We start from the raw sequence: 20,100 nt of genomic DNA, 5'->3' as shown, positions 1-20,100 counted from the left end.
TTGCAAAAAATTGCAACATTGAAATCATTTTCGTCCTTTTAATGAAGTCTTAGATTCAAAGGCACTTCCAATCGGGCCGGTAACTTAAAGCCTAATGGGTCATCACTGGTCAAATAACCGATTAGTACGGGAGCCAAGATGTCAAAACCTTCCCTGAACAGGTCGTGCGAACCGTATTTGACCTCCAAAATCCTTCCGTTTTCAAAGTGTTCCAAAATTTCCTTTGCATTGGTCAAAGGAGTTCTCGCATCGTGATTACCATTCACTATCAACAAGGGTGCCGGTGACTTAAAGTCCGTCGTCAAGGTCAAATTCACATTCCTAAAAGGTAACAGGTCACAGGCCTCAAAGTTGATATTGTTGAGCGCATCTTCCAAAATGGCCGTTTTACCTTGCTCCATTACCATTTCCCGCCGCTCCATGGAGGCACCCGAGGCACAATCCGTAAGTACTGCCATGAGGTTACGGGACTGTCCCAAGCGTATCCGAATCGCATAGGCCGCTAACCAAGAAAAGTCCCCTTTTTGCATTTGCAAATAACGATACGGAAGCTCTCGATATCCTATTCTTCCTAGTTCCAAGGCCGTGGCCAATTGTAAATCGTAGGCTCCTAAAACGATGGGTACCTCTTTATTGGTGACAGGGTGTAACGTATTTATCTGGACAGGTTCCTTATCCAATTTTCGAATTATTGTTTTTACTAATTCAATAAAGGATGGAAGTGTTTTGGAATGGCTGCCATGCTCCGAAATCAATTGCGACAGCTGTTTCAACATACAATCCGCATCCAAGGGAAGTTTCATCGTATGACCCAGTCCTTCGGCACTATCCAATAAAACGCGCTCTACTCTATCAGGATAGCGTTGCAGATAGGCCAGCGCATGGTGACTTCCAAAACTACCTCCAAATAGCATAATCTTTTCATACCCTAATAAATTCCGAACGGCATCGATATCGTCGGCCATTTCCAAAACGTTATAACCGGATAACTCCCGCCCTTTATCTTGCCAATACAGAGCGCAATTTTCCATAAATGCCTTATAAACCTGGGAAAAACCCTCTTTGGTAAGGTCAACATCCAGAGGTAGCTCAAAAAACCCCGGGCAACTTAAATTAGGCTCGGACCGGCCATTTCCGCGCTGCTCCACTACAATCACATCGCTACGTTTCGAGAAGGAATATAAAATCGGCATTAAATCCTCCAAGTGTTGCAAAATAGAGGGACTATCGCCAGGCCCGCCTTCAAAAACAAAAATGGGGGGAAACGGAACGGGATGCTCCGTTTTTATCCTAAAAAAAGGGAGTCTTATGCTTTTGGATACCGAGCTATCTCTATTTTCCGGCACATTGATAAACCCGGATTCACCGGTGTAAATTATTCCATCCGTACCGGTTATGGCAACCGTCCCTATTTCCCCATTATCTTGGGTTTTTTGACCCTTGCACGCTAAATTCAATAATGCTAGGACGAGAAATATATTCCTTTTCATACTAAAATTACTCAAGGTCATTCTAAAAGTCCCAAAAGACCTTTAACCATCTCTTTTTCGAAAGGAGAAGCACTTTCATTTTTAGCGATGCGAAGATTGCCTTCCTCTATTCTAGCATGCAACCCGGCCATGGAGAGGTAATCTGCTATGGGCAAAGGTTCTGTCCCGGCTATATGGGTCTTGAAAAAGTTAGTTTGGTCTTTTGAACTCAACTCACTTAGAGTATGCCGTATATCTTCAATAGTATATTGCTCATTCGTCCCACCATACTTTTTAAAAAAAGCTTTCATCAAATGATCCAAACTCTTGGCATTAGCTGTAGCCTTGCGAATAATTATGTCTTGGGCTATGGCTACGAACAATCCTCCACCATAAATCAACCCCCAATGAGCATGTTTTTCCTCCCCTTGTATCATTGATAGTTTGCCAACGCCCTCATCTTGGCTATAACGCTGATAAAAAAGATTGTTGAGCACTTGAAAATAGGCCTCATCGTTCAAAAAACCGATATGGCGTAAAGCTTTTAAGGTGTAAAAATTAGTAAAGCCTTCTTTAAACCATTCGGTGTCCTCCCCTTCCGGCAGGAAAGATTTCCCATTCCATAAGTGAAAAAACTCATGGGCAAAAATAAATTTGGAAATCATTTTGGACATCTGATCTCCTCCCTTTTCAACCAAAATACTTATGTTGTTACCGATTACCTCTCCGTCTGTAGTCCCCGCACTGTTGATAATAACAACCGCCTTGTCCAAAACATTGTTGGGCGACGGATTAGGCACCCCACCCATTAAGTCGATATAATAATCCAATATCCCCGTTGCCATATCTTCATAAGTCTGCTTTTCGGTCAATACCTCTTGTCCCCCTAATGCAAAAACCAATTCAAACCCTTCTTTTCTAAATGAAAGCTCATCATGGGTACCGGCAAATAACATGGCTTGCATCAATGCCGAGTGGTTTTGGGCCTTAAAGGAGTGCTTATCGGGATTCAGCTTTTGCCATGGCGTGGTCATCTTCCATGATTCTGGTATATTAAAGTCAATACGGATATCCTCCCAGTTCTCCCCATGAAAAATTAAAAGAGCCCTTGCCGTGTAAAACACGCCCCACTCCGTTGCATAAGCCACTCCGTCAAGTCCTCCACTCCATTCGTAGTTTTCGTGATCAAGATGCACCTCATAGCTTACGGTTATTCTTTCTTTGACAGACGATGGCAATCTCCACATGGCATCGTCCATTGGTGTTAGGGAAATCGATTTTCCTTTGGAATCCACAGCTTTGATTTCTTGAACAAAAGTGGCCCATCTTTTAGGAAGCTGACTGGCACCATTGGTCATGTAGAGCACACTGTCCTTAGGAATAAAGGACATCCTGACCTTGGCTACCCTAACGTTTTTTGAATCAATAGTAATTTCGTAAGCGATCTTGTTTTCTCTTACATCCAGTTGGGGTTGCTTTGCGTGTGTTCCATAGCAAATACATAGGAATAATACGGTAAATTGTAGTAACGGTTTCATGATGTCATTTTTAAACAGACCGGATTTTTAGTCGGTACCCAGCCTAAAGATTATTGATTGATGAAATAAATGCTATGACAATACTATTAAAATCAAGATGGCTTCTTGAATTTTCATTGTTCGCATTTACAAATCAGAACAGGAAAAGAAGATTTCAAATAATATCCTTTAGAAAGTCTGTAGGGGTAGAGCCCTTCTCTTTCTTAAAGGCGGCATAAAACACAGATGCCGACTTAAAGCCCGCTTGCCTGGCCAGGCCCATAATGGTATATGATTTATGTTGTTGATTTTCAAGTGCCCGAACTACTTCTTGGACTCGAAAGCTGTTGATGAAGGTATTGAAATTTTGATGGTATTCTTGGTTGATTTTAAAACTCAATTCGTGGTAAGGCATCTGTACCAGCTCGGATAAAGTCCGAATATCAAGTTCTGGATTCTTGTAGTACTTTTGCTCCCGGATGGTGGCTACCAAAACATCAGTTCCACCATTCGGCATTTGGGTCTTACCTAATTTTCTTCCTCTACAATTTGATTTAGGTATGACTTCCACCCCTAATTTTTGATAGAAAATATACAGGGTCATAGCGGAAAACAAAAGTGTAATATTAAGGTAGAACAAATTAGGCAGCGGTTGCACGTAAAAACGGTATAGGAAGAACAATAAATTAAGAAACCAAATAGAAGCGATGCCGTAAACCAACAATTTTGACGTCCATGGAAAGTTGATATCTTCCTTTCTAAACTTAAGGAAAATTACAATCAGATAGACCAAAAAATGAAAATTCCATAAAACGATCATCCATTTGCTCTCCGTTAGCAATCGCCCCCATTGACCAAAACCACTATGAGGAAGTATTATAGAAATAATAGTAATGGCCAAATAGCAGTACAAATGAATGAGGTGAACAGACCATAGATTAGTAAAATGAGCCTCTTTGCCAAGACCTCGTACATACAAAAACAATAGAGGCGCTATGCCGAATACAAGAGCATTTGTAATGGGCTCAAACCCATATAAGGAATTACTATAGTCCATAAAGTTAAATATGGTATTCAAGATTACCGACCCGAGAATAAAGAACAACAAGGAAAGAACAGGATTTACAAGCGTTCTATCTTCTTTCTTTTTGAGGTACAAGAATGATAATAAAAAGCAATTCCCCACCCCTACGGCATTCATCAGCAAAGAGACTTCTTTTATTACGACTAAATCCACATCAAAACTTCTTTTCTATTTGGACGACAAAAAGATATAAGTGTTACAGTAGAAATACGGTAATTCCCTCCAGAATCAAGAACTACAAAAGTGCTATAGACAAATTATTCTTACAATTAGCTGTGGGCTCGCTAAGAAATTTAAAATGGGCAGGTCACTTGCACCTATTAGGTGAGAATCATAAATACTTTACCTTTTACTGAAGTTATCATTTTTAAAAGTTTGGCATCGTAAACAAAGTAAGATCAGGAATCCATAGGTTTGGCCAAAGTTTCTATTATGATGTATATTGCCCTATAAACAGCGATTCCCTACTATTGAAGAAAGCAAAAAAATACCAACGGATTCAGGAATACATAAAGAAGAGGATACAAACCGGTAAATATCCCATAGGAAGTTATCTGCCCTCTGAGCATGATTTTTGCCACAAGTTCGGCACAACAAGGACAACGGTAAGAAAGGCCCTTGACGAATTGATAAAGGAAGGTTTTATCGAAAAGGAACATGGTAAGGGCAGCAAAGTTCTGGAACGGCGTAAATCCTTGGGGCTATTGACCATAAAGGGGTTTTCCGGCGCGATTGATTATGAAGTGAAAACGGTACTGACCAAAGAACCAAAAATTACGAGTTGGGACCCGACCATAGCATTTCCCCTGACACAGGAAGAGCAAAAATCCAAATGTGTATATTTTCAACGGGTTCGGCATATTAACAACAGACCGGTAGTATTGGAGAATAACTGGTATTCGCTCAATGCCTTGGAGATTATTAAACCGAATGATTTCGTAGAGGGTTCTTTTTTTAAAACCCTGAGTCAGGAATACCTAATTGAAGTAATGGGTGCCGAACAAGAATTAAGATCAATAACTGCCACGAAAGAAATAGCACAAAATTTGGGGATTTCCAAAGGGAATCCCATTTTGCATATTTCAGTTCGGTTTAGAACCAGCAAAGCGGGTCTTAATCTTTATGGGGATTTGTATTGTAACACCAAAGAATACCCGATTCGAAATAGTTACTTCCTGTAATTTGTTCAAGAGGGGCTAAAGAATGCGTATAACATCTTTGGGTTTTCAAAAAATACTTGCTGATAATACTCCTCCAATCCTTTTGATTTCAGAAAATCAGGTATGGTTTCAATAAGATAGTTTAACCCAGGTTGGCCACCATAACTCTTCCAGTAGGCATTTTTGGCCATATCCATGCCCATGGTAATCTGTTCGGGATATTCCGGTAGTAGTTCTTCCAAAAGATGGAGGGTATGGTTGGGCTGTCCTTTTTTCCAGCGGAAGGCACTATCGTATTCTACACGTACACCGACTTCCAGAACGGCCCTGTTATACTCAACATCCATCGCACGATCTACATGGGACAAAACAACGTGTTGCAAATTGGCGCCCAGTTTTTCAAAAAGCTGGGCTTGTTCCAGTGCCTGCCTGCCAAAATTGGTATGCGTCAAAATTGGGGCTCCGGTCTCCCGGTGGGCATTGACCACAGCCCTAAAGATCAACTCCTGATGTTTTGTAAAGGAATCATCCCCTGTTGCCAATTTAATGAGCCCCGCCTTATGGGGCGTTCTTTTGACCAAAGGACCGGAATAGTCAAACTGATCGATGCCCTCTTCAATATCCGCTATAAAAAGTCGGGTCAAGTCATCTTCCGTACTAGTATAGCGCCAATGGCTTTCCGGGTAGTAGATTTCCAGGTGAAGTCCCGTAGGTACAATGATGTTTACCCCGCTATTTTCACTAACCTGTACCGACTTTAAAATGTTCCTACCACTATTGACGGGCATGGTATCCACAACGGTTCTACCCCCGGAATTGTAAAAACTGGTAAGCTCGGCAGAAATTTTATGAACATCATTTAGCAAGAACTCCGGGTGTTTGGCGGTAACATAGCAATCATCTATAACAATGTGCTCATGGGCGTAGGTAAGCCCCATTTCCGTAACCGGCCTATCACCTAACACGGTTCTAAAAAAATCCTGCGTCATAATTCTAATTTTTGGCCCATCCATTGCGCGAAATATCCGCAATCTTACTTGGTGTTTCCAAAACTGCTCCCAGTTCAATTAGGGAATCCTGTAGTTTTGGGATTTCTACATGTTTCGGCTCTTGATCGAAGCTCAAAGAAAGTACCGCCGCAGCACCGGCGGCCTGTCCCATGCTCATAGTCTGAGCCATGGAACGACAGGAGGCATGGGCATCGTGGGTAGCGGAAAAGCATCGACCCACTACCCAGGTATTTGTACTTTCCTTTGGGACAATAGTACCGTACGGAACACCGTAGGTTCCTCCATCGGGAACATATTGCCAAAAAGTCTCCGACGTGCCATCATCGGACTTACGATGGTCCTCGATAGGTGCACCACAAAGAAAAATCTGGTTATCAAACATTTTTGCGGACATACAATCTGCTTTGGTCAATCGGTATTCACCAAAAACGCGACGGGTTTCCCGAACACCAATCTGATGGGAAAGTCCAATTATTTTGGCATTCTCATAACCAGGAACTTCGGCCCTAAAGAAATCTTCAAAAATAAAGGCCTGCTTGCGTCCTTCAATCTCTGCCTTGGTAATGCCCTCCACATCCAAAGGATCCAGGTCTACTACTTTTACGGCAACTGTGGATATACATTTGGGCTGGCACATTTCATGAGCGGATCCTTCCTTTCGGGGCAGGGGATGTGAACCCTTATCATAAGCAGTTGCCATTTTTTCCTTGAGCATTTTCTTACCTCCCGCCGCTTCATAAACCTGATGCTCTACATTTGACATCCGAAAAGTAGTCGTCATACTTTGTGCGGGTTCTTTTTCCCCGGCAAGTTCATAGGGAATATCTGCCCAATGGCAATAATCTGCATCACCGGAAGCATCAATGATGCGCCTTGCACTTATGGAAAAAAAACCCATCCCCTTATGAAAGAAGATGCAGATAGAAGTTTCCCCCACACCTTCTACACCCACCAAGGTGGAGTGGTAAAAGACTTCTACACCGCTTTCCATGAATAGATTATCCCAAACCTGTTTTAGTTTTTCAGGATTGTAATTAACACCCGTTCCGGCGCCATATGTATTGGGCCTTAAAAATATATCTCCTGATCTGTTCAGGGTATCCACTATTTTGTCCGGTATACCTCCGACAATTTTTTTCGGGTTGTCGGATGGAGTAAAAAAACCATAGAACGTATCCAGCATTTGTGTGGAAGTACCTCCAGGAAACCCATAACGTTCCACAAGGGTTACTTTGAATTTTCCCGAGGAGGCGGCAATTGCGGCGGTAGACCCGGCACTTCCACTACCGATGATAAGAATATCCGTTGTATAGTTTTTTGTGATTTTTGAGGTAAAGTGCATACGATTATTTTTGGAGGCCTACATTTTCATACAATTTTGCCATTAAATGGGCATGCTCGTCATAGGCCGATTCAAATAAATCCTTTGCCTGTTCCTCCCCAACGATTTTGCCACTGCTCAAAACCTTAGGCGACTTCCCACTTTTATGAAGTATGCTGGCCAATTCTGCCTTGACCGAATTTATAATCAAAACACCGCCTAAAGTGGAGCCTGGTGACACAGGAGAATCCAGCCCATCCAAATAAATCATGGCATCACCTAGCGGTGCTCCGGTATCCAGAACATAATCGGCAAAATCGGTCAACTTTTTGCCATCGGCTTTTTTTGAAGTGCTGCCTTCCAAATGTAAGCTGCTTACCAAGGCCACTACCTTTATGCTTCGTTTTTGAAATTCCTCGGCCATTTCAATGGGAACTACATTGCAACCACTAGAGGAGATGATGAGTGCCGTATCCAATGGGCTGGTATCAAAATTTCGAAGGATGCGCTCCGCAAGCCCCGGTACATTTTCAAGGAACATCGCCTGCCGTTGTCCATTGGCCCCAACTACCAGATTATGAAAGGACAAGGACAGCTCCACAATCGGATTAAAGCCGGGGAATGATCCGTAGCGCGGCCACATTTCCTCGACCATTATTCGGCTATGCCCCGATCCGAACAGGTGTACCATTCTACCATTTAAAATGGACTTGGCGAACAGTTGTGCCACTTCTTGAATTACAGGCTCCTGTTTTTCTATGGTGTTTATGATATCCCTTCCTTTTTCCAAATACTGTTTTGTTACGCTCATTTATCACAAGATTAGCTATTGTTATTTCTGGCAAAAAAGGCCGCTCCAATCGCACCGGCGAAACTACCGTGCCTCGCTGCCTCTAGTTTTACTTTATATCCTTTTGGCCGCCATTCATAGCGGGTCATGAAATCCCGTAAGGGTTCCATCAATACGTCCTTGGCACCTGCCGTTATGCCACCGCCCAAAACGATCAGCTCCGGGGAAAGTATATTGGTCAAAGAAGCCAATGCCACCCCCAATTTTTGAACGGATTCCAACCACCATCCTGTAGCGTTTTCTTCCCCGTTTTTATGGGCATCTACCAGTTCCCGGACACTTTTGTATCGTCCCTGGGTCCTTTCGGAAACTGAAAAGTTACCAACAGCATGCTCCAAACTCCCTGGCATATTGGTCATGGTAGGTGCGCCATTATAAGCAACGGTCATATGGCCTACATGACCTGCACGTTGCAAATCCCCTTGATACAAATCCCCATTGACAATGATACCCCCGCCAACACCAGTACCCAAAGTAAGCATCAGCATATGCCGTATTCCCTGTCCTTTGTAAAAAGATTCATATTCCGCAAGGCAAGCCGAATGTCCGTCGTTTATGATTTTAATGTCCTGCTGTAATTCTTCGGACCAATTGAAATTTTCTATGCCCTGAAGGCGCTCGGGCATGTGGAGAATCATCTGGTTTTTTTTATCGACTAGACCGGGAGCTGAGATAGCACATTGCAGTGATCGATTATTTTTTTCAGCATATTGGTTGGTCTTTTCGGCGATTTTTGCAACTATTTTTTTCTTCCAAAATTCTGTATCTATAGCATCATCTTCAGTCAAAACCTCATCTTGTTCCAAGATGTCACCTACCTCATTAAGAATGACGGTCTTAATTTTTGTCCCTCCAATATCGATACCCAAAAAATGTTTTGTCATTTTTTCAAAGACTTATATACTGCCCCTCACTAAGGGTCCAACCTCCATCGACGGACAGAACCTGTCCGGTAATGAATTTGGAATCCGGATGCAAAAACATCAGTACGGCACTATTGATATCCTCAGATTCCCCGGCACGTCCTCCATCCAAAGGTTGTTTCGTTTTTAAAAATTGTAATATCTCCCTATCCTCTGCTGCTCGTTTTGCCATAGGTGTAATGAAAAGGCTCGGTGCAATGACGTTAACTCGGATATTATGCTGTGCATAGTAAGCCGCAATTGATTTTGAAAAACCTATGATAGCGGACTTCGCCGCAGCATAGGCATGGGTAACGAAATACTTGGGAGATGGGGAGAAACCCAATACGGATCCCATATTTAAAATGACACCTTCCTTTTTATGTTCAAGAAAATACCGAATCATTGCCTGGTTGGAAAGCATCAAGGAAGTTAGGTTCAATTCCAAGGTCTTGTTCCAGCCCTCCAAGGTAATTTGATCTAAAGCGCCATCACCCCATTTACGACCGCTTCCACCAGCCACATGGAACAGTCCGGTAATTCTACCAAAAGCGTTATGGGCCATTTGAATTGCAGTTTTTATGGTTTCAGGGGTGGTGGCATCTCCGCTTATTGAGAGACTGTTTTGCCCCAAGACTTTCTCCGCCTTTTTACAATTATCCGGGTTTCTTCCCACAACGAGAATGTTAGCCCCATTGGCTTTCAAAGCCTTGGCCGCGGTGAGACCCATTCCGGTAGTGCCGCCCATTATGATGTACGAGGTGTTCTTAAAGTCCATAATTTTTTAGGTTGCCCAAGGTTTATCATCTTGATCGTAGGCCATGCAGGCCTCGAATTTGCCGGGGACCGGGAGGTAATTCCTAGCTTGGGTCATCCCAATTTCCGAGGAAAAGTATCCCGAAATCGTCAAACCTTTTAAAAGGTCAAAGTAGTGAGGTACTGTCTTTTCCTCTTTTTCCAATTTAAGCTTATAGGCCATCGCCTCGTTTTGCACAACCTCCAATAGTTGAAGTTTTTGGGAAGAATCGGCTTGACCGAAAGAACTTGAAAAAGTCCGTGCTGCTCTTGAATCCAATTCATTGATTCCGTTTAGGAAGATTTCTCGTTCTTCCATGGGCATGCAATCCATGTACATGAGCAACATATACTCCCCAATCTTAGCGGCCTTGGCTCCCGGAGAAGATCCCGTATCCGGAATAATGGTGCTTCCCAGTTCATCCAGCAAAGGAATATCGGTATCGGTCAGGGTAGTTCGTAGAATTGGCTGGTACGCACAACCCTGTATCAGACTGGCTGCGGGAAGTAAAAGTGTGCTTCCGCTACCCAGGGCCAATCGGTTGATAAAAGTTTTTCGTAGCATTGGTATCGCTTAGAGATTCATTTTCTTTAATTCGTTTACTGCAAAATCGGCAGCTCTAGCAGTCAAGGCCATATAGGTTAAAGACGGATTTTGACAGGCACTTGAGGTCATACAGGCACCATCGGTGACAAAGACGTTTTTAGCATCCCAAACCTGATTGTTTCCATTAAGTACTGAGGTCTTTGGGTCACGGCCCATTCTGGCGGTTCCCATTTCGTGAATGTTGAGCCCTATGTTTCGTACCTGCTTTTTATCCTCAATATTCTTAAAATTCAACGCATCCAACATTTCCATTGCAGTAGTGACCATGTCTTTGGTCATAGCGGCCTCATTCTCCTTGTATTCCGCATCGATGTTTAATAGTGGCATACCCCATTCATCGGTCTTGTCCTTGCTCAAGGTTATCTTGTTTTCGTGATAAGGGAGGCATTCACCCATACCGCTAAAACCAAATTTCCAGGGGCCCAATCGTGTCAAATCGGTTTTAAGGGTTTCCCCAACAGCTGTTTTACTTAGCTCACTCTGCGCAGCCCGCGAACCGCCGGCGGCATACGCATAGCCTCGTTTGAAATTTTTCTGTTTGTCCTTACCAAAATTTCTGAATCTGGCCAAATAGGTTCCGGTAGGTCGTCTCCCAGAATAATATTTATCCTTGAAACCATCATATTCCCCTTGAACCTTACAATTGTAATTGTGGTCCATTAAGTTATGCCCCAATTCCCCACAATCATTACCCATGCCATTTGGAAAACGCGATGAGGTGGAATTCATCAGCAATAGGGTAGAGTTCAAAGTAGAGCCGTTTACAAAGATGATCTTGGCAAAATATTCTATACTTTCCTTGGTATTGGCATCCACGATGCGAACGCCCGTAGCCTTCTCCGTAGTTTCATCATAAATAATAGATTGTGCCACGGAAAAAGGTCGGATGGTAAGGTTTCCTGTCTTTTCCGCTGCCGGAAGTGTAGCGGAGTTGCTGCTAAAATAGCCCCCGAAAGGACAACCCCGATTACATAGGCTACGGTATTGGCAGGGGCCGCGACCCTCGTGTCTTGCAGTTAGATTAGCAGTTCTTGAAATCACCAAGTGGCGGTCATTATACTGTTTTGCCAATTGCTCCTTTACATGTTTTTCAAGGCAGTTCATTTCCATGGGTGGCAGAAATTCGCCATCTGGAATAACAGAAAGTCCATCCTTGTTTCCGCTGATGCCCACAAATTTTTCCACATAGCTGTACCATGGAGCTATGTCCTTGTACCGTATGGGCCAATCAATTGCAATACCTTCCTTGGCATTGGCCTCAAAATCAAGATCGCTCCAACGTTGTGTCCATCGCGCCCAGAGCAAGGATTTACCGCCCACCTGATAACCTCGTATCCAATCGAAAGGTTTGTTCTGTTCATAAGGATGCTCGGTATCCTTTACAAAAAAGTGCTCCGTAGCCTCACTAAAGGCATAACAACGGCTGATCACTGGGTTTTCCTCCTTGACTTTTTGCGGAATGGCCCCGCGATGTTTAAACTCCCATGGATGCATGCTTGCCGTGGGATAATCCTTTATGTGCTCTACCATTCGGCCGCGTTCCAGCACCAAGGTTTTCAACCCTTTTTCACATAATTCCTTTGCTGCCCAGCCACCACTTATTCCCGATCCAATAACAATGGCGTCATAGGTGTTTTCAGCAATTGCCTTTCCGTTGATGTACATTTTTAAGACATTAGATATGAGACATTAGACTATAGATGGCGCCATGAACCTGTACGCCTAGGCCAGGGTCACTTTTCTGGAAACCTTTCCCGTTTTTTTATGCTTCAATATCACCGTAACGTCTCCGTTGGGCAAAATTTCCTCCTTGATCAAATAGTGGTCATCATCGTAGGATTCCCAATCCTTTTTATAATCTTCCGGTTCATCTCCCCGCCAATCCTCAAGAATTATAGGCTCCCAGGTCTTACTATCAGCGGATTTAAGGGCGGCATCCAAGATAGCGTTGACCACATATCCATCATAAAAGGTTTCCAAAGGGTCACGATTTTCCTCAATGGCCGTAAACATGTCCGTAAACATGTGGGGGTATCCCAATTCATGGGCCTCGTCACCTACAGGAAATAACCAACCTGCATTCGATTCCGCTTTTTCGGCCACATAACCGTCACCTCCTTTTCCGGTAGTGAACATTTCAAAACCAGTGCGCAAGAAGCTATTGACCCATATAGTCCCTTCGGTACCCATAACCTCGTCCCGTAAGTCCATTCCGCCTCTAAACGTCCAACTTACCTCGAACTGTCCAATGGCTCCGTTTGCATATTTAACCAGTCCAATGGCATGATCTTCCGCATCTATGGGATGCACTTGGGTATCTGCCCAACACATGACCTCAATTGGTTTTATGTTCTTCCCGATAAAGTTCCGGCTGATTTCCACACAATGGCAACCTAGGTCTATGATGGCCCCACCGCCGGATTTTTCCTTGTCCCAAAACCAGTCACTATGAGGTCCCGGGTGGGCTTCTCGGGATTTTGTCCAAAGAACGCGACCGATATCTCCTCGTTTTACGCTTTCCATCGATTTCAAGAACTTGGGGGTATAGCAAAGGTCTTCCAGATAACCGCCGAAAATCCCTGCCTCTTCCACTGCATCGAGCATACGTTTAGCTTCCTGGGCATTGCGTCCGAGCGGCTTTGTACAAATGACATGTTTTTTAGCCTTGGCACAGGCCAGCACGGCAGCTTCGTGCAAATGGTTGGGCAAGGAAATTAACACCACATCTACATCAGGGTGCGAAATGGCTTCTTCCATAGAGGTGCTATAAAAGGGTAGCCCATAGTCCTTGGCAAAACGTTCGGCGTTGGCCTGGTTTCTTGAGTAGACCATAATTACATGATCCTTGCGTCTTTGCGCGTGTAAGGATTCCGCATAAAATCGAGCGATAAAGCCCGAACCTAGCATGGCAATTTTCATAGTATAATTATTGTTTCAAGTTCAATATTTAATACAAAAATCTTTAAAGCTACCTTTACGACTTCGTCTTGTTCAAAAGCGACCGATGGCGACATACTACCACCCAAAAGTCTTTTCAACAAATTCCCGGCTCATTTTCCAATCTTCCTTCAATTCATTTTTAGGAGTAAAATTATTGGGAAATGCTAATTCTATTGCGGTCTTCCCTTCAAAATTTTGGGCCTTAAGAGCAGCCGCGATGGGTTCAAAATCCGTATCGCCTTGGCCAACATATTCAGACCAGGTACCATCCTTGTACTGGTCCCGTATATGAAGATATACAATTTGTGGGCCATAGGCATTGATAAAATCTACAGGGTCCACCCCCCCTCGAATCAACCAATTTAAATCTGGACCCAACTTAAAATCGGGAATCCTGGCCAAAGTACCTCTTAAATCGTGCATATCATTCTCCACTTCATACGTATGATTGTGTAAATTGGCTTCTACACCATTGTCCTCGCAAACAGACCTGACTTTCTTTAAAAGGGTAGCTTGCACATCGAGTTCTGCTTCGGTTTTAAGTCCATCCTTTTTACCTCCCACGGATATCCCGAATGTTCTTCCACCTACCTCCGCCAATCGCGGGACCACAGTCTTTATGTCCTCCATAATCGTCTTATGTTGTGCAACATCCCACATCTTAAAACCAACTCCATAGGAAGATCCAGAAACAGGCAGCCCGTACTTTTCTGTAAGTCCTTTAAGCCGCTGGACGGAATCGTTATGACGCAATTGGCCTTCCATAAGCTCTACGCCATGGATACCTGCATAGCTTAAATCGGAAAATACAGTATCCAAAACAGGTGTGCAATCCCAATCCGGAGGAAATTTACTGGCATAAATCCAGAGATGGGCATTTATAGGAATCTCAATTTGAGCTTTATGGCTTTTGAATGACGATAGCAAATTACCCGGTACAAGTAGCATTCCTGTAGAGCCCAAGCTTGACTTTTGAACAAAACTTCGTCTATCGATCTTTTTTTCCATGTTTAGAAAGAGCAGATTTATTTGAATTACTATGGAACTGGATAAAGATAGTCCATACAACTTGTACGTACAAGTTTTTATAGTTTAATATTGGTAAATTCGTAAAAACTAACCTAATCCTCTGCAGCGTGAAAATCGTAATTGTTTCAGATATCCATGATCATGTAAATAACCTCAAGAAGGCACTGGCAATACCCGAGTTACAAGCTACCGAGGCTATGCTGTGCTGCGGGGATCTATGTTCCCCATTTATCATCAAACTGTTTGGACAAGGGTATTCACGCCCTATCCATATTGCACTTGGCAACAACGATGGTGATGTGGCCGCCTTCATCGGAATCTCAAAAGATTACCCGAATATAAACATACATGGGGAATACTTTAGGGGGGAATTGGGCGATAAGTCCTTCGCTATGAACCATTATCCTGAAAAAGCCAGGATATTGGCAAAAAATGGCGGTTTCGATGTGGTCTGCTACGGGCACAATCATAACCTATCATCCAATGAAACCATAAACAATACCCTATTTGTAAATCCTGGGACACTTATGGGGTTCCATGGGGGTAGTTTGAAGACCATTCCGGCTACCTTTCTCATTTTGGACACAGAAACCTTGGAAACCGAGGTATTTGAACTTTAAGAGAAGCCATGCTTAAGATGGATTGCTTCTTTTTTCTAAGTTAATGGGAACCTCCTGCAACTCTTGTGCCTAATCAAAAACGCTATCTTTGCACATTCCAAATTATTACAAGTGCCAGACTCAAAACCCGTTCGAATTAACAAGTACCTAAGCGAAGTAGGCTATTGTTCCCGGCGTGAGGCCGATAAACTTATCGGGCAAGGGCGGGTGACCGTTAATGGGAAAATCCCGGAGATGGGCTCTAAAATTTCCGAAAACGATGCGATAAGAGTCGATGGGGAACTCATTTCCGAACCTAAGGAAAAACCGGTTTATTTGGCTTTTAACAAACCCGTGGGCATTGTTTGTACTACCGATACTCGGGTAGAGAAAGATAATATTATAGATTTTATAGGTTTTCCCAAACGTATTTTTCCTATTGGCCGTTTGGACAAAATGAGCGAAGGTCTCATCTTTTTGACTAATGACGGGGACATCGTCAATAAAATCCTTAGGGCTCGAAACCGTCATGAAAAGGAATATCTGGTAACTGTAAACAAGCCCATAGACTACGATTTTGTACACAAAATGTCCAATGGAATACCTATATTGGACACAGTGACCCGTAAATGCAAGGTAGAACAAACAGGGCACCAGGAATTTAAGATTATCCTGACCCAAGGCCTAAACAGACAGATACGGCGTATGTGCGAATATTTGGGATACCGGGTAAAAACCTTGAAACGTGTCCGTATAATGAACGTCAATTTGGATATTCCCTTGGGGAAATGGCGGTTTCTTAACCAAAATGAACTTAACGAAATCTACCGATTGGTAAGGGCTTCTTCCAAGACTCATGACGAGAAGGACAAAAGATAAAAAACTGGAATAATCTAAACGACCTTTCGGTCAACATGAAAAGGAAATTGAAAATTGCACTTATTGTAGTAACAACAATTATACTTCTACTTCCCATTTTTGGTTATGTGTATTTGTTCCTATTGCCCATATCCGCTTCTAGCTTAAGTGTTTCTTCACAAATAAGTGATGGGAATACCATGGTAAAATCTGGAATGAAAACCGACAACAAGCTGATCCTTAAAGACGGCAGAACATTAGGGTATGCCGAATATGGGGACCCGGTCGGATTTCCAATATTCTACTTCCATGGGGGACAGGAAAGCAGGTTGTCCTCTGCCTTCATGCATAGCACAGCCCAAAATATGGGAATACGGATCATTGCCCCGGATAGGCCGGGTATTGGATTATCTTCCTTCAAAAAAAACAGGACCTTCTTGGATTGGCCTATGGACGTAACCGAACTTGCAGATTATCTGCAATTGAAAAAATTTTCGGTTTTTGGTCTATCCGGTGGGTCGCCCCATGTGTTGGCCTGTGCCTATGAGATTCCCAATAGGATATGTAAAAGTGCCGTAGTCTGTGGAGCTGCACCTTATGATTACAAAGGTAGTTTAAAGGGTATGTGGCCCCCCGTGCAATTCATCCATTGGCTGGCTTCACGGAAAAATGACAACGGATTGCGAAAAGTAATCCAGAACGACATTGAGACCTTATTGAAAAAACCGGAGAGCCGTCTAAAACAGTTTCAGAATTATCTGCCGGTGCCGGATAGGGAAATTATGACCCAAAGACCGGAATATGGATGGGAGTTTATCGATGGAAGTGTTGAGGCTTATAAAAATGGTATTGATGGAGTGGTACAGGAATGGAAGCTATATGTAAACGATTGGGGCTTTCGAATTAAGGACATTGATGCTCCCATTCAGCTATGGTATGGGGCCGAGGATAAAATGTCACCTTTCCACAGAGGTACTTATTTGGATTCTGAGTTAATCAATTCCAAACTCCACGTGCTCGAAAACGAAGGTCATTTTTCACTTATTCGAAACCATTTGGAAAAAATACTGCATGAATTGAAGGGCACTTTACCCATGGAATAAGCCCATAATCCATAGTTGCCGTATCTTTTGATAGTTTCAAAAATAATATCATTTCGGTGAAAACAGGTAACTACTTCTTGATTGAATTTTGACTTAAAAATGGATTTGAAGCATGCCGGATCCAGTGTTCAAAATGTACAAATAAATATGGTTTATTACCATCTTTTTAACAAAGTATTTCGTTAAAAATCACTACCTTAGAGTTAAATTTATCATTCTAGCGCCAAATATCAATCACGATGCAAAAGTTTATACAATTACCCAACAAATCCCTAGTGGTGGCACTATTGGTAGTGTTTCTTATTGGGGTAACCGGAACACATAGGGCATCCGCTTTTTTCCAAGATGACCAACAACAGGACACCTCTTTCAATCAATATAAGGGAGAAGTGATGGACGCCACAAATAAAAAGCCCTTGGTCTTTGCTACCTTGACCATTGAGGGAACCAACATAAGTACCATCACCAACACGGAAGGCGAGTTTGCCTTAAAAGTGCCCAAGGACATAACGGAAGGGAATGTCGTTGTTTCTTTCTTAGGGTACAAAGACAAAATGGTGCCCTTGGCCCAGTTTGGTAACGGCAACAATAGAATACAAATGGAAGTATCCGTTATGGAACTTTCCGAAGTTAATATTGAAATTCCCAAGGATGCCGGTGAATTGGTTAGACAAACCTTGAAAAGAAAAGGCGATAACTACTTTGTTGATCCTACTTTGATGACAGCTTTTTATAGGGAAACTATTAAAAAAAGAAGGAAAAACGTTTCCTTGTCCGAAGCAGTGGTCAATATCTATAAAACACCATATACTTCTCCACGTAGGGATGCCGTACAATTGTACAAATCCAGAAAAAGTACGGATTATAGCAAATTGGACACGGTGGCCCTAAAACTTCAGGGAGGACCTTTCAATACTTTATTCGTGGATGTTATGAAATATCCGGAATATATTTTCACGGATAAATCCATAGATAAATATGTATTCAGCTTTGATCGCTCCACCAGGGTCAACGAGAAGCTTATTTATGTAGTTAATTTTGAACAGCACAGTAGTATCCCAGAACCACTATATAAGGGAAAACTATATATAGATGTGGAGAACAAGATTCTTACAAGCGCCATATTTTCACTTAATATTACCGATAAGAATCTGGCCTCCAGAATGTTTGTGCGCAGAAAACCAAGGAATGCGAGGGTATGGCCTACAGAAGTGGCTTACAGGGTGGATTACAGAGAAAAAAATGGCAAATGGTACTATGGTTATAGTAATGTGCTATTGGAATTCAAGGTCAATTGGGATAAAAGGCTATTCAATTCAGTTTATAGCATGACCTGTGAAATGGCAGTAACCGATTGGGAGAAAAATTTGGCCAGTGAGTTTCCAAAATCAAAGGAAAGAATGAGGTCGTCTATTATTTTGGCCGAAGCGGCCAATGGTTTTTCCGATCCTGATTTTTGGGGAGAATACAACATTATAGAACCCGAAAAATCCATTGAGTCCGCTATTAAAAAAATACAACGACAATTAAGAAGGGCTAAATCCAAAGGTGGAGCATCCGCTCCTTAAAATTATCGGGTAACGATACATATGGAAAGCCGTTGAAGAATACATATTTCAGCGGCTTTTCCTGTTTTTCAAAGTTGACTTATAATCAAAGTGTTATATCCACGCAAATTGCAGTGGCGTCTAAATCACATAGATTCAAGCCCACCTGCTTCAAAAGTATATTTCCGTGTATTTGGTCTTGTTTAAATTTGTTACTTTGAGGTTGTTTTTATACAAACTCATGCAAAAAAGAAGACAATTTATTGGTTCGGCCCTTGGCATTTCAGCTACAATGATGCTCCCAAATAATGTGTTGGGCAATAGTAGTTTTATTTTCGAGGACGAACGTATTTTCCCCGCCGGATTACGTAAAGGAGATGTAGTGGGTTTAATCGCCCCGGGCTATGCCATAAATGAGGAAGTTCTGGAAGAGGCAAAGACTACGTTAATGGCAATGGGCCTTTTTCCCTATCATACAGAACGTATCTTGTCAAAGCATGGCTATTTTAGCAATACCGATGCCGAAAGGGCCAAAGATGTAAATCACATGTTTGCCAATCCCGATGTAGATGGTATTCTATGTGCCAGAGGAGGATATGGTTGTACCCGCATTGTGCATATGTTGGACTATGAAAACATAAAAAAAAATCCTAAGGTCTTAATCGGGTTTAGCGATATTACAGCACTTCTGAATGGCATCTTTAAGGAAACCGGACTTATTACCTTTCATGGCCCCGTGGGGAGTACACTCAACGACCCCTATAGTATTGAGCAATTACAAAGCGTGGTAATGTACCCCAAAGATCAACTGCTCATTCAAAATGCCAAAATCAAAAATCAACGTTTAAAGAAGCATCCCGAATACGAACGTTATGTCATCACTCCTGGTATGGGAGAGGGCCGACTGTTAGGTGGTAGCCTAACTCTTATCACTGCACTTATCGGGACACCCCATGAAATTGATTTTACAAACGCATTAGTCTGTATCGAGGATGTAGAAGAAGCTCCCTATCGTATAGACCGTATGTTGACACAATTACTGGCGGGCAAGTCATTTTCCAAGGCCGCAGGTATACTTTTTGGTGTAAGTGCAGGTTGTAATTCGTCTACCAATCCTAACTCTTTTAGTTTAAAAGAAGTGATTATGGATAGAATAGGGCCTTTAAAAATACCTTCGGTCTATGGGATGAGCTTTGGCCATGTAACCCAAAACCTTACCTTTCCCATTGGGATCAAGGCCCGATTGAATACTGAGGATATGACGTTACAACTCCTAGAAAGACCTGTAAAATAAGGTGTTTCCGTAAGG

At 42.6% G+C, this 20,100-nt stretch carries 18 protein-coding genes; 6 read left to right on the top strand and 12 right to left on the bottom strand.

The features are described 5' to 3' along the window. Positions 1–38 precede the first annotated feature (38 nt). From ACP2AF_RS12165 to ACP2AF_RS12155, 3 genes are all read right to left on the bottom strand, one after another. On the bottom strand, positions 39–1,490 hold the full coding sequence (locus ACP2AF_RS12165) for an alpha/beta fold hydrolase (protein ID WP_425236427.1): 1,452 nt from the start codon (positions 1,488–1,490) through the stop codon (positions 39–41). Between the two features lie 17 nt (positions 1,491–1,507). Then, positions 1,508–3,007, bottom strand: coding sequence for a hypothetical protein (locus ACP2AF_RS12160; protein WP_425236426.1), 1,500 nt, complete (start codon positions 3,005–3,007; stop codon positions 1,508–1,510). A gap of 154 nt (positions 3,008–3,161) precedes the next feature. Continuing rightward, positions 3,162–4,223, bottom strand: coding sequence for a helix-turn-helix domain-containing protein (locus tag ACP2AF_RS12155; RefSeq protein WP_425236425.1), 1,062 nt, complete (start codon positions 4,221–4,223; stop codon positions 3,162–3,164). A gap of 317 nt (positions 4,224–4,540) precedes the next feature. Between ACP2AF_RS12155 and ACP2AF_RS12150 the strand changes: the two genes are divergently transcribed. Beyond that, complete coding sequence (locus ACP2AF_RS12150) at positions 4,541–5,251, top strand: GntR family transcriptional regulator (protein WP_425236424.1); 711 nt, start codon at positions 4,541–4,543, stop codon at positions 5,249–5,251. 5 nt (positions 5,252–5,256) lie between these two features. Here ACP2AF_RS12150 and ACP2AF_RS12145 read toward each other — a convergent pair whose 3' ends face one another. The 9 genes from ACP2AF_RS12145 to ACP2AF_RS12105 all read right to left on the bottom strand — a co-directional run bounded on the left by ACP2AF_RS12145 (position 5,257) and on the right by ACP2AF_RS12105 (position 14,663). Next, complete coding sequence (locus ACP2AF_RS12145; protein WP_425236423.1) at positions 5,257–6,219, bottom strand: phosphotriesterase family protein; 963 nt, start codon at positions 6,217–6,219, stop codon at positions 5,257–5,259. 4 nt (positions 6,220–6,223) lie between these two features. After that, on the bottom strand, positions 6,224–7,582 hold the full coding sequence (locus tag ACP2AF_RS12140; RefSeq protein WP_425236422.1) for an FAD-dependent oxidoreductase: 1,359 nt from the start codon (positions 7,580–7,582) through the stop codon (positions 6,224–6,226). A gap of 4 nt (positions 7,583–7,586) precedes the next feature. After that, the gene (locus tag ACP2AF_RS12135; protein ID WP_425236421.1) at positions 7,587–8,372 is read right to left on the bottom strand and encodes a sugar isomerase domain-containing protein; all 786 of its coding nucleotides are present in this window, start codon (positions 8,370–8,372) and stop codon (positions 7,587–7,589) included. A gap of 11 nt (positions 8,373–8,383) precedes the next feature. Continuing rightward, positions 8,384–9,295, bottom strand: coding sequence for an ROK family protein (locus tag ACP2AF_RS12130; protein WP_425236420.1), 912 nt, complete (start codon positions 9,293–9,295; stop codon positions 8,384–8,386). A 4-nt stretch (positions 9,296–9,299) separates the two neighbouring features. Continuing rightward, entirely contained in the window at positions 9,300–10,091 is a 792-nt protein-coding gene (locus ACP2AF_RS12125) for an SDR family NAD(P)-dependent oxidoreductase (protein ID WP_425236419.1), read from the bottom strand. Positions 10,092–10,097: 6 nt separating this feature from the next. Continuing rightward, positions 10,098–10,673 (bottom strand): gluconate 2-dehydrogenase subunit 3 family protein, encoded by a 576-nt coding sequence (locus ACP2AF_RS12120; protein WP_425236418.1) that lies wholly within the window; start codon positions 10,671–10,673, stop codon positions 10,098–10,100. Between the two features lie 9 nt (positions 10,674–10,682). Then, complete coding sequence (locus tag ACP2AF_RS12115) at positions 10,683–12,380, bottom strand: GMC oxidoreductase (protein WP_425236417.1); 1,698 nt, start codon at positions 12,378–12,380, stop codon at positions 10,683–10,685. Positions 12,381–12,437: 57 nt separating this feature from the next. Further along, positions 12,438–13,634, bottom strand: coding sequence for a Gfo/Idh/MocA family protein (locus ACP2AF_RS12110; RefSeq protein WP_425236416.1), 1,197 nt, complete (start codon positions 13,632–13,634; stop codon positions 12,438–12,440). A gap of 96 nt (positions 13,635–13,730) precedes the next feature. Further along, positions 13,731–14,663 carry a sugar phosphate isomerase/epimerase family protein gene (locus tag ACP2AF_RS12105; protein ID WP_425236415.1) on the bottom strand — a complete coding sequence of 311 codons (933 nt, stop codon included), beginning with the start codon at positions 14,661–14,663 and terminating at the stop codon, positions 13,731–13,733. 128 nt (positions 14,664–14,791) lie between these two features. On the opposite strand from ACP2AF_RS12105, the gene ACP2AF_RS12100 reads away from it, so the two are divergent. From ACP2AF_RS12100 to ACP2AF_RS12080, 5 genes are all read left to right on the top strand, one after another. Further along, entirely contained in the window at positions 14,792–15,304 is a 513-nt protein-coding gene (locus ACP2AF_RS12100) for a YfcE family phosphodiesterase (RefSeq protein WP_425236414.1), read from the top strand. A 111-nt stretch (positions 15,305–15,415) separates the two neighbouring features. Next, positions 15,416–16,162 (top strand): 23S rRNA pseudouridine(2604) synthase RluF, encoded by a 747-nt coding sequence (rluF, locus tag ACP2AF_RS12095; RefSeq protein WP_425236413.1) that lies wholly within the window; start codon positions 15,416–15,418, stop codon positions 16,160–16,162. Between the two features lie 35 nt (positions 16,163–16,197). Next, on the top strand, positions 16,198–17,244 hold the full coding sequence (locus ACP2AF_RS12090; protein ID WP_425236412.1) for an alpha/beta fold hydrolase: 1,047 nt from the start codon (positions 16,198–16,200) through the stop codon (positions 17,242–17,244). Between the two features lie 239 nt (positions 17,245–17,483). Beyond that, a complete protein-coding gene (locus tag ACP2AF_RS12085) occupies positions 17,484–18,812 on the top strand; it encodes a carboxypeptidase-like regulatory domain-containing protein (RefSeq protein ID WP_425236411.1) in 1,329 nt (442 codons plus the stop codon). Positions 18,813–19,032: 220 nt separating this feature from the next. After that, positions 19,033–20,085 (top strand): S66 peptidase family protein, encoded by a 1,053-nt coding sequence (locus ACP2AF_RS12080; RefSeq protein ID WP_425236410.1) that lies wholly within the window; start codon positions 19,033–19,035, stop codon positions 20,083–20,085. Positions 20,086–20,100: the final 15 nt, after the last annotated feature.

Origin of the sequence: Ulvibacterium sp., assembly GCF_965248315.1 — a bacterium.
Lineage (GTDB): Bacteria > Bacteroidota > Bacteroidia > Flavobacteriales > Flavobacteriaceae > Ulvibacterium.
This window is presented reverse-complemented; position numbering and strand designations above follow the sequence as displayed.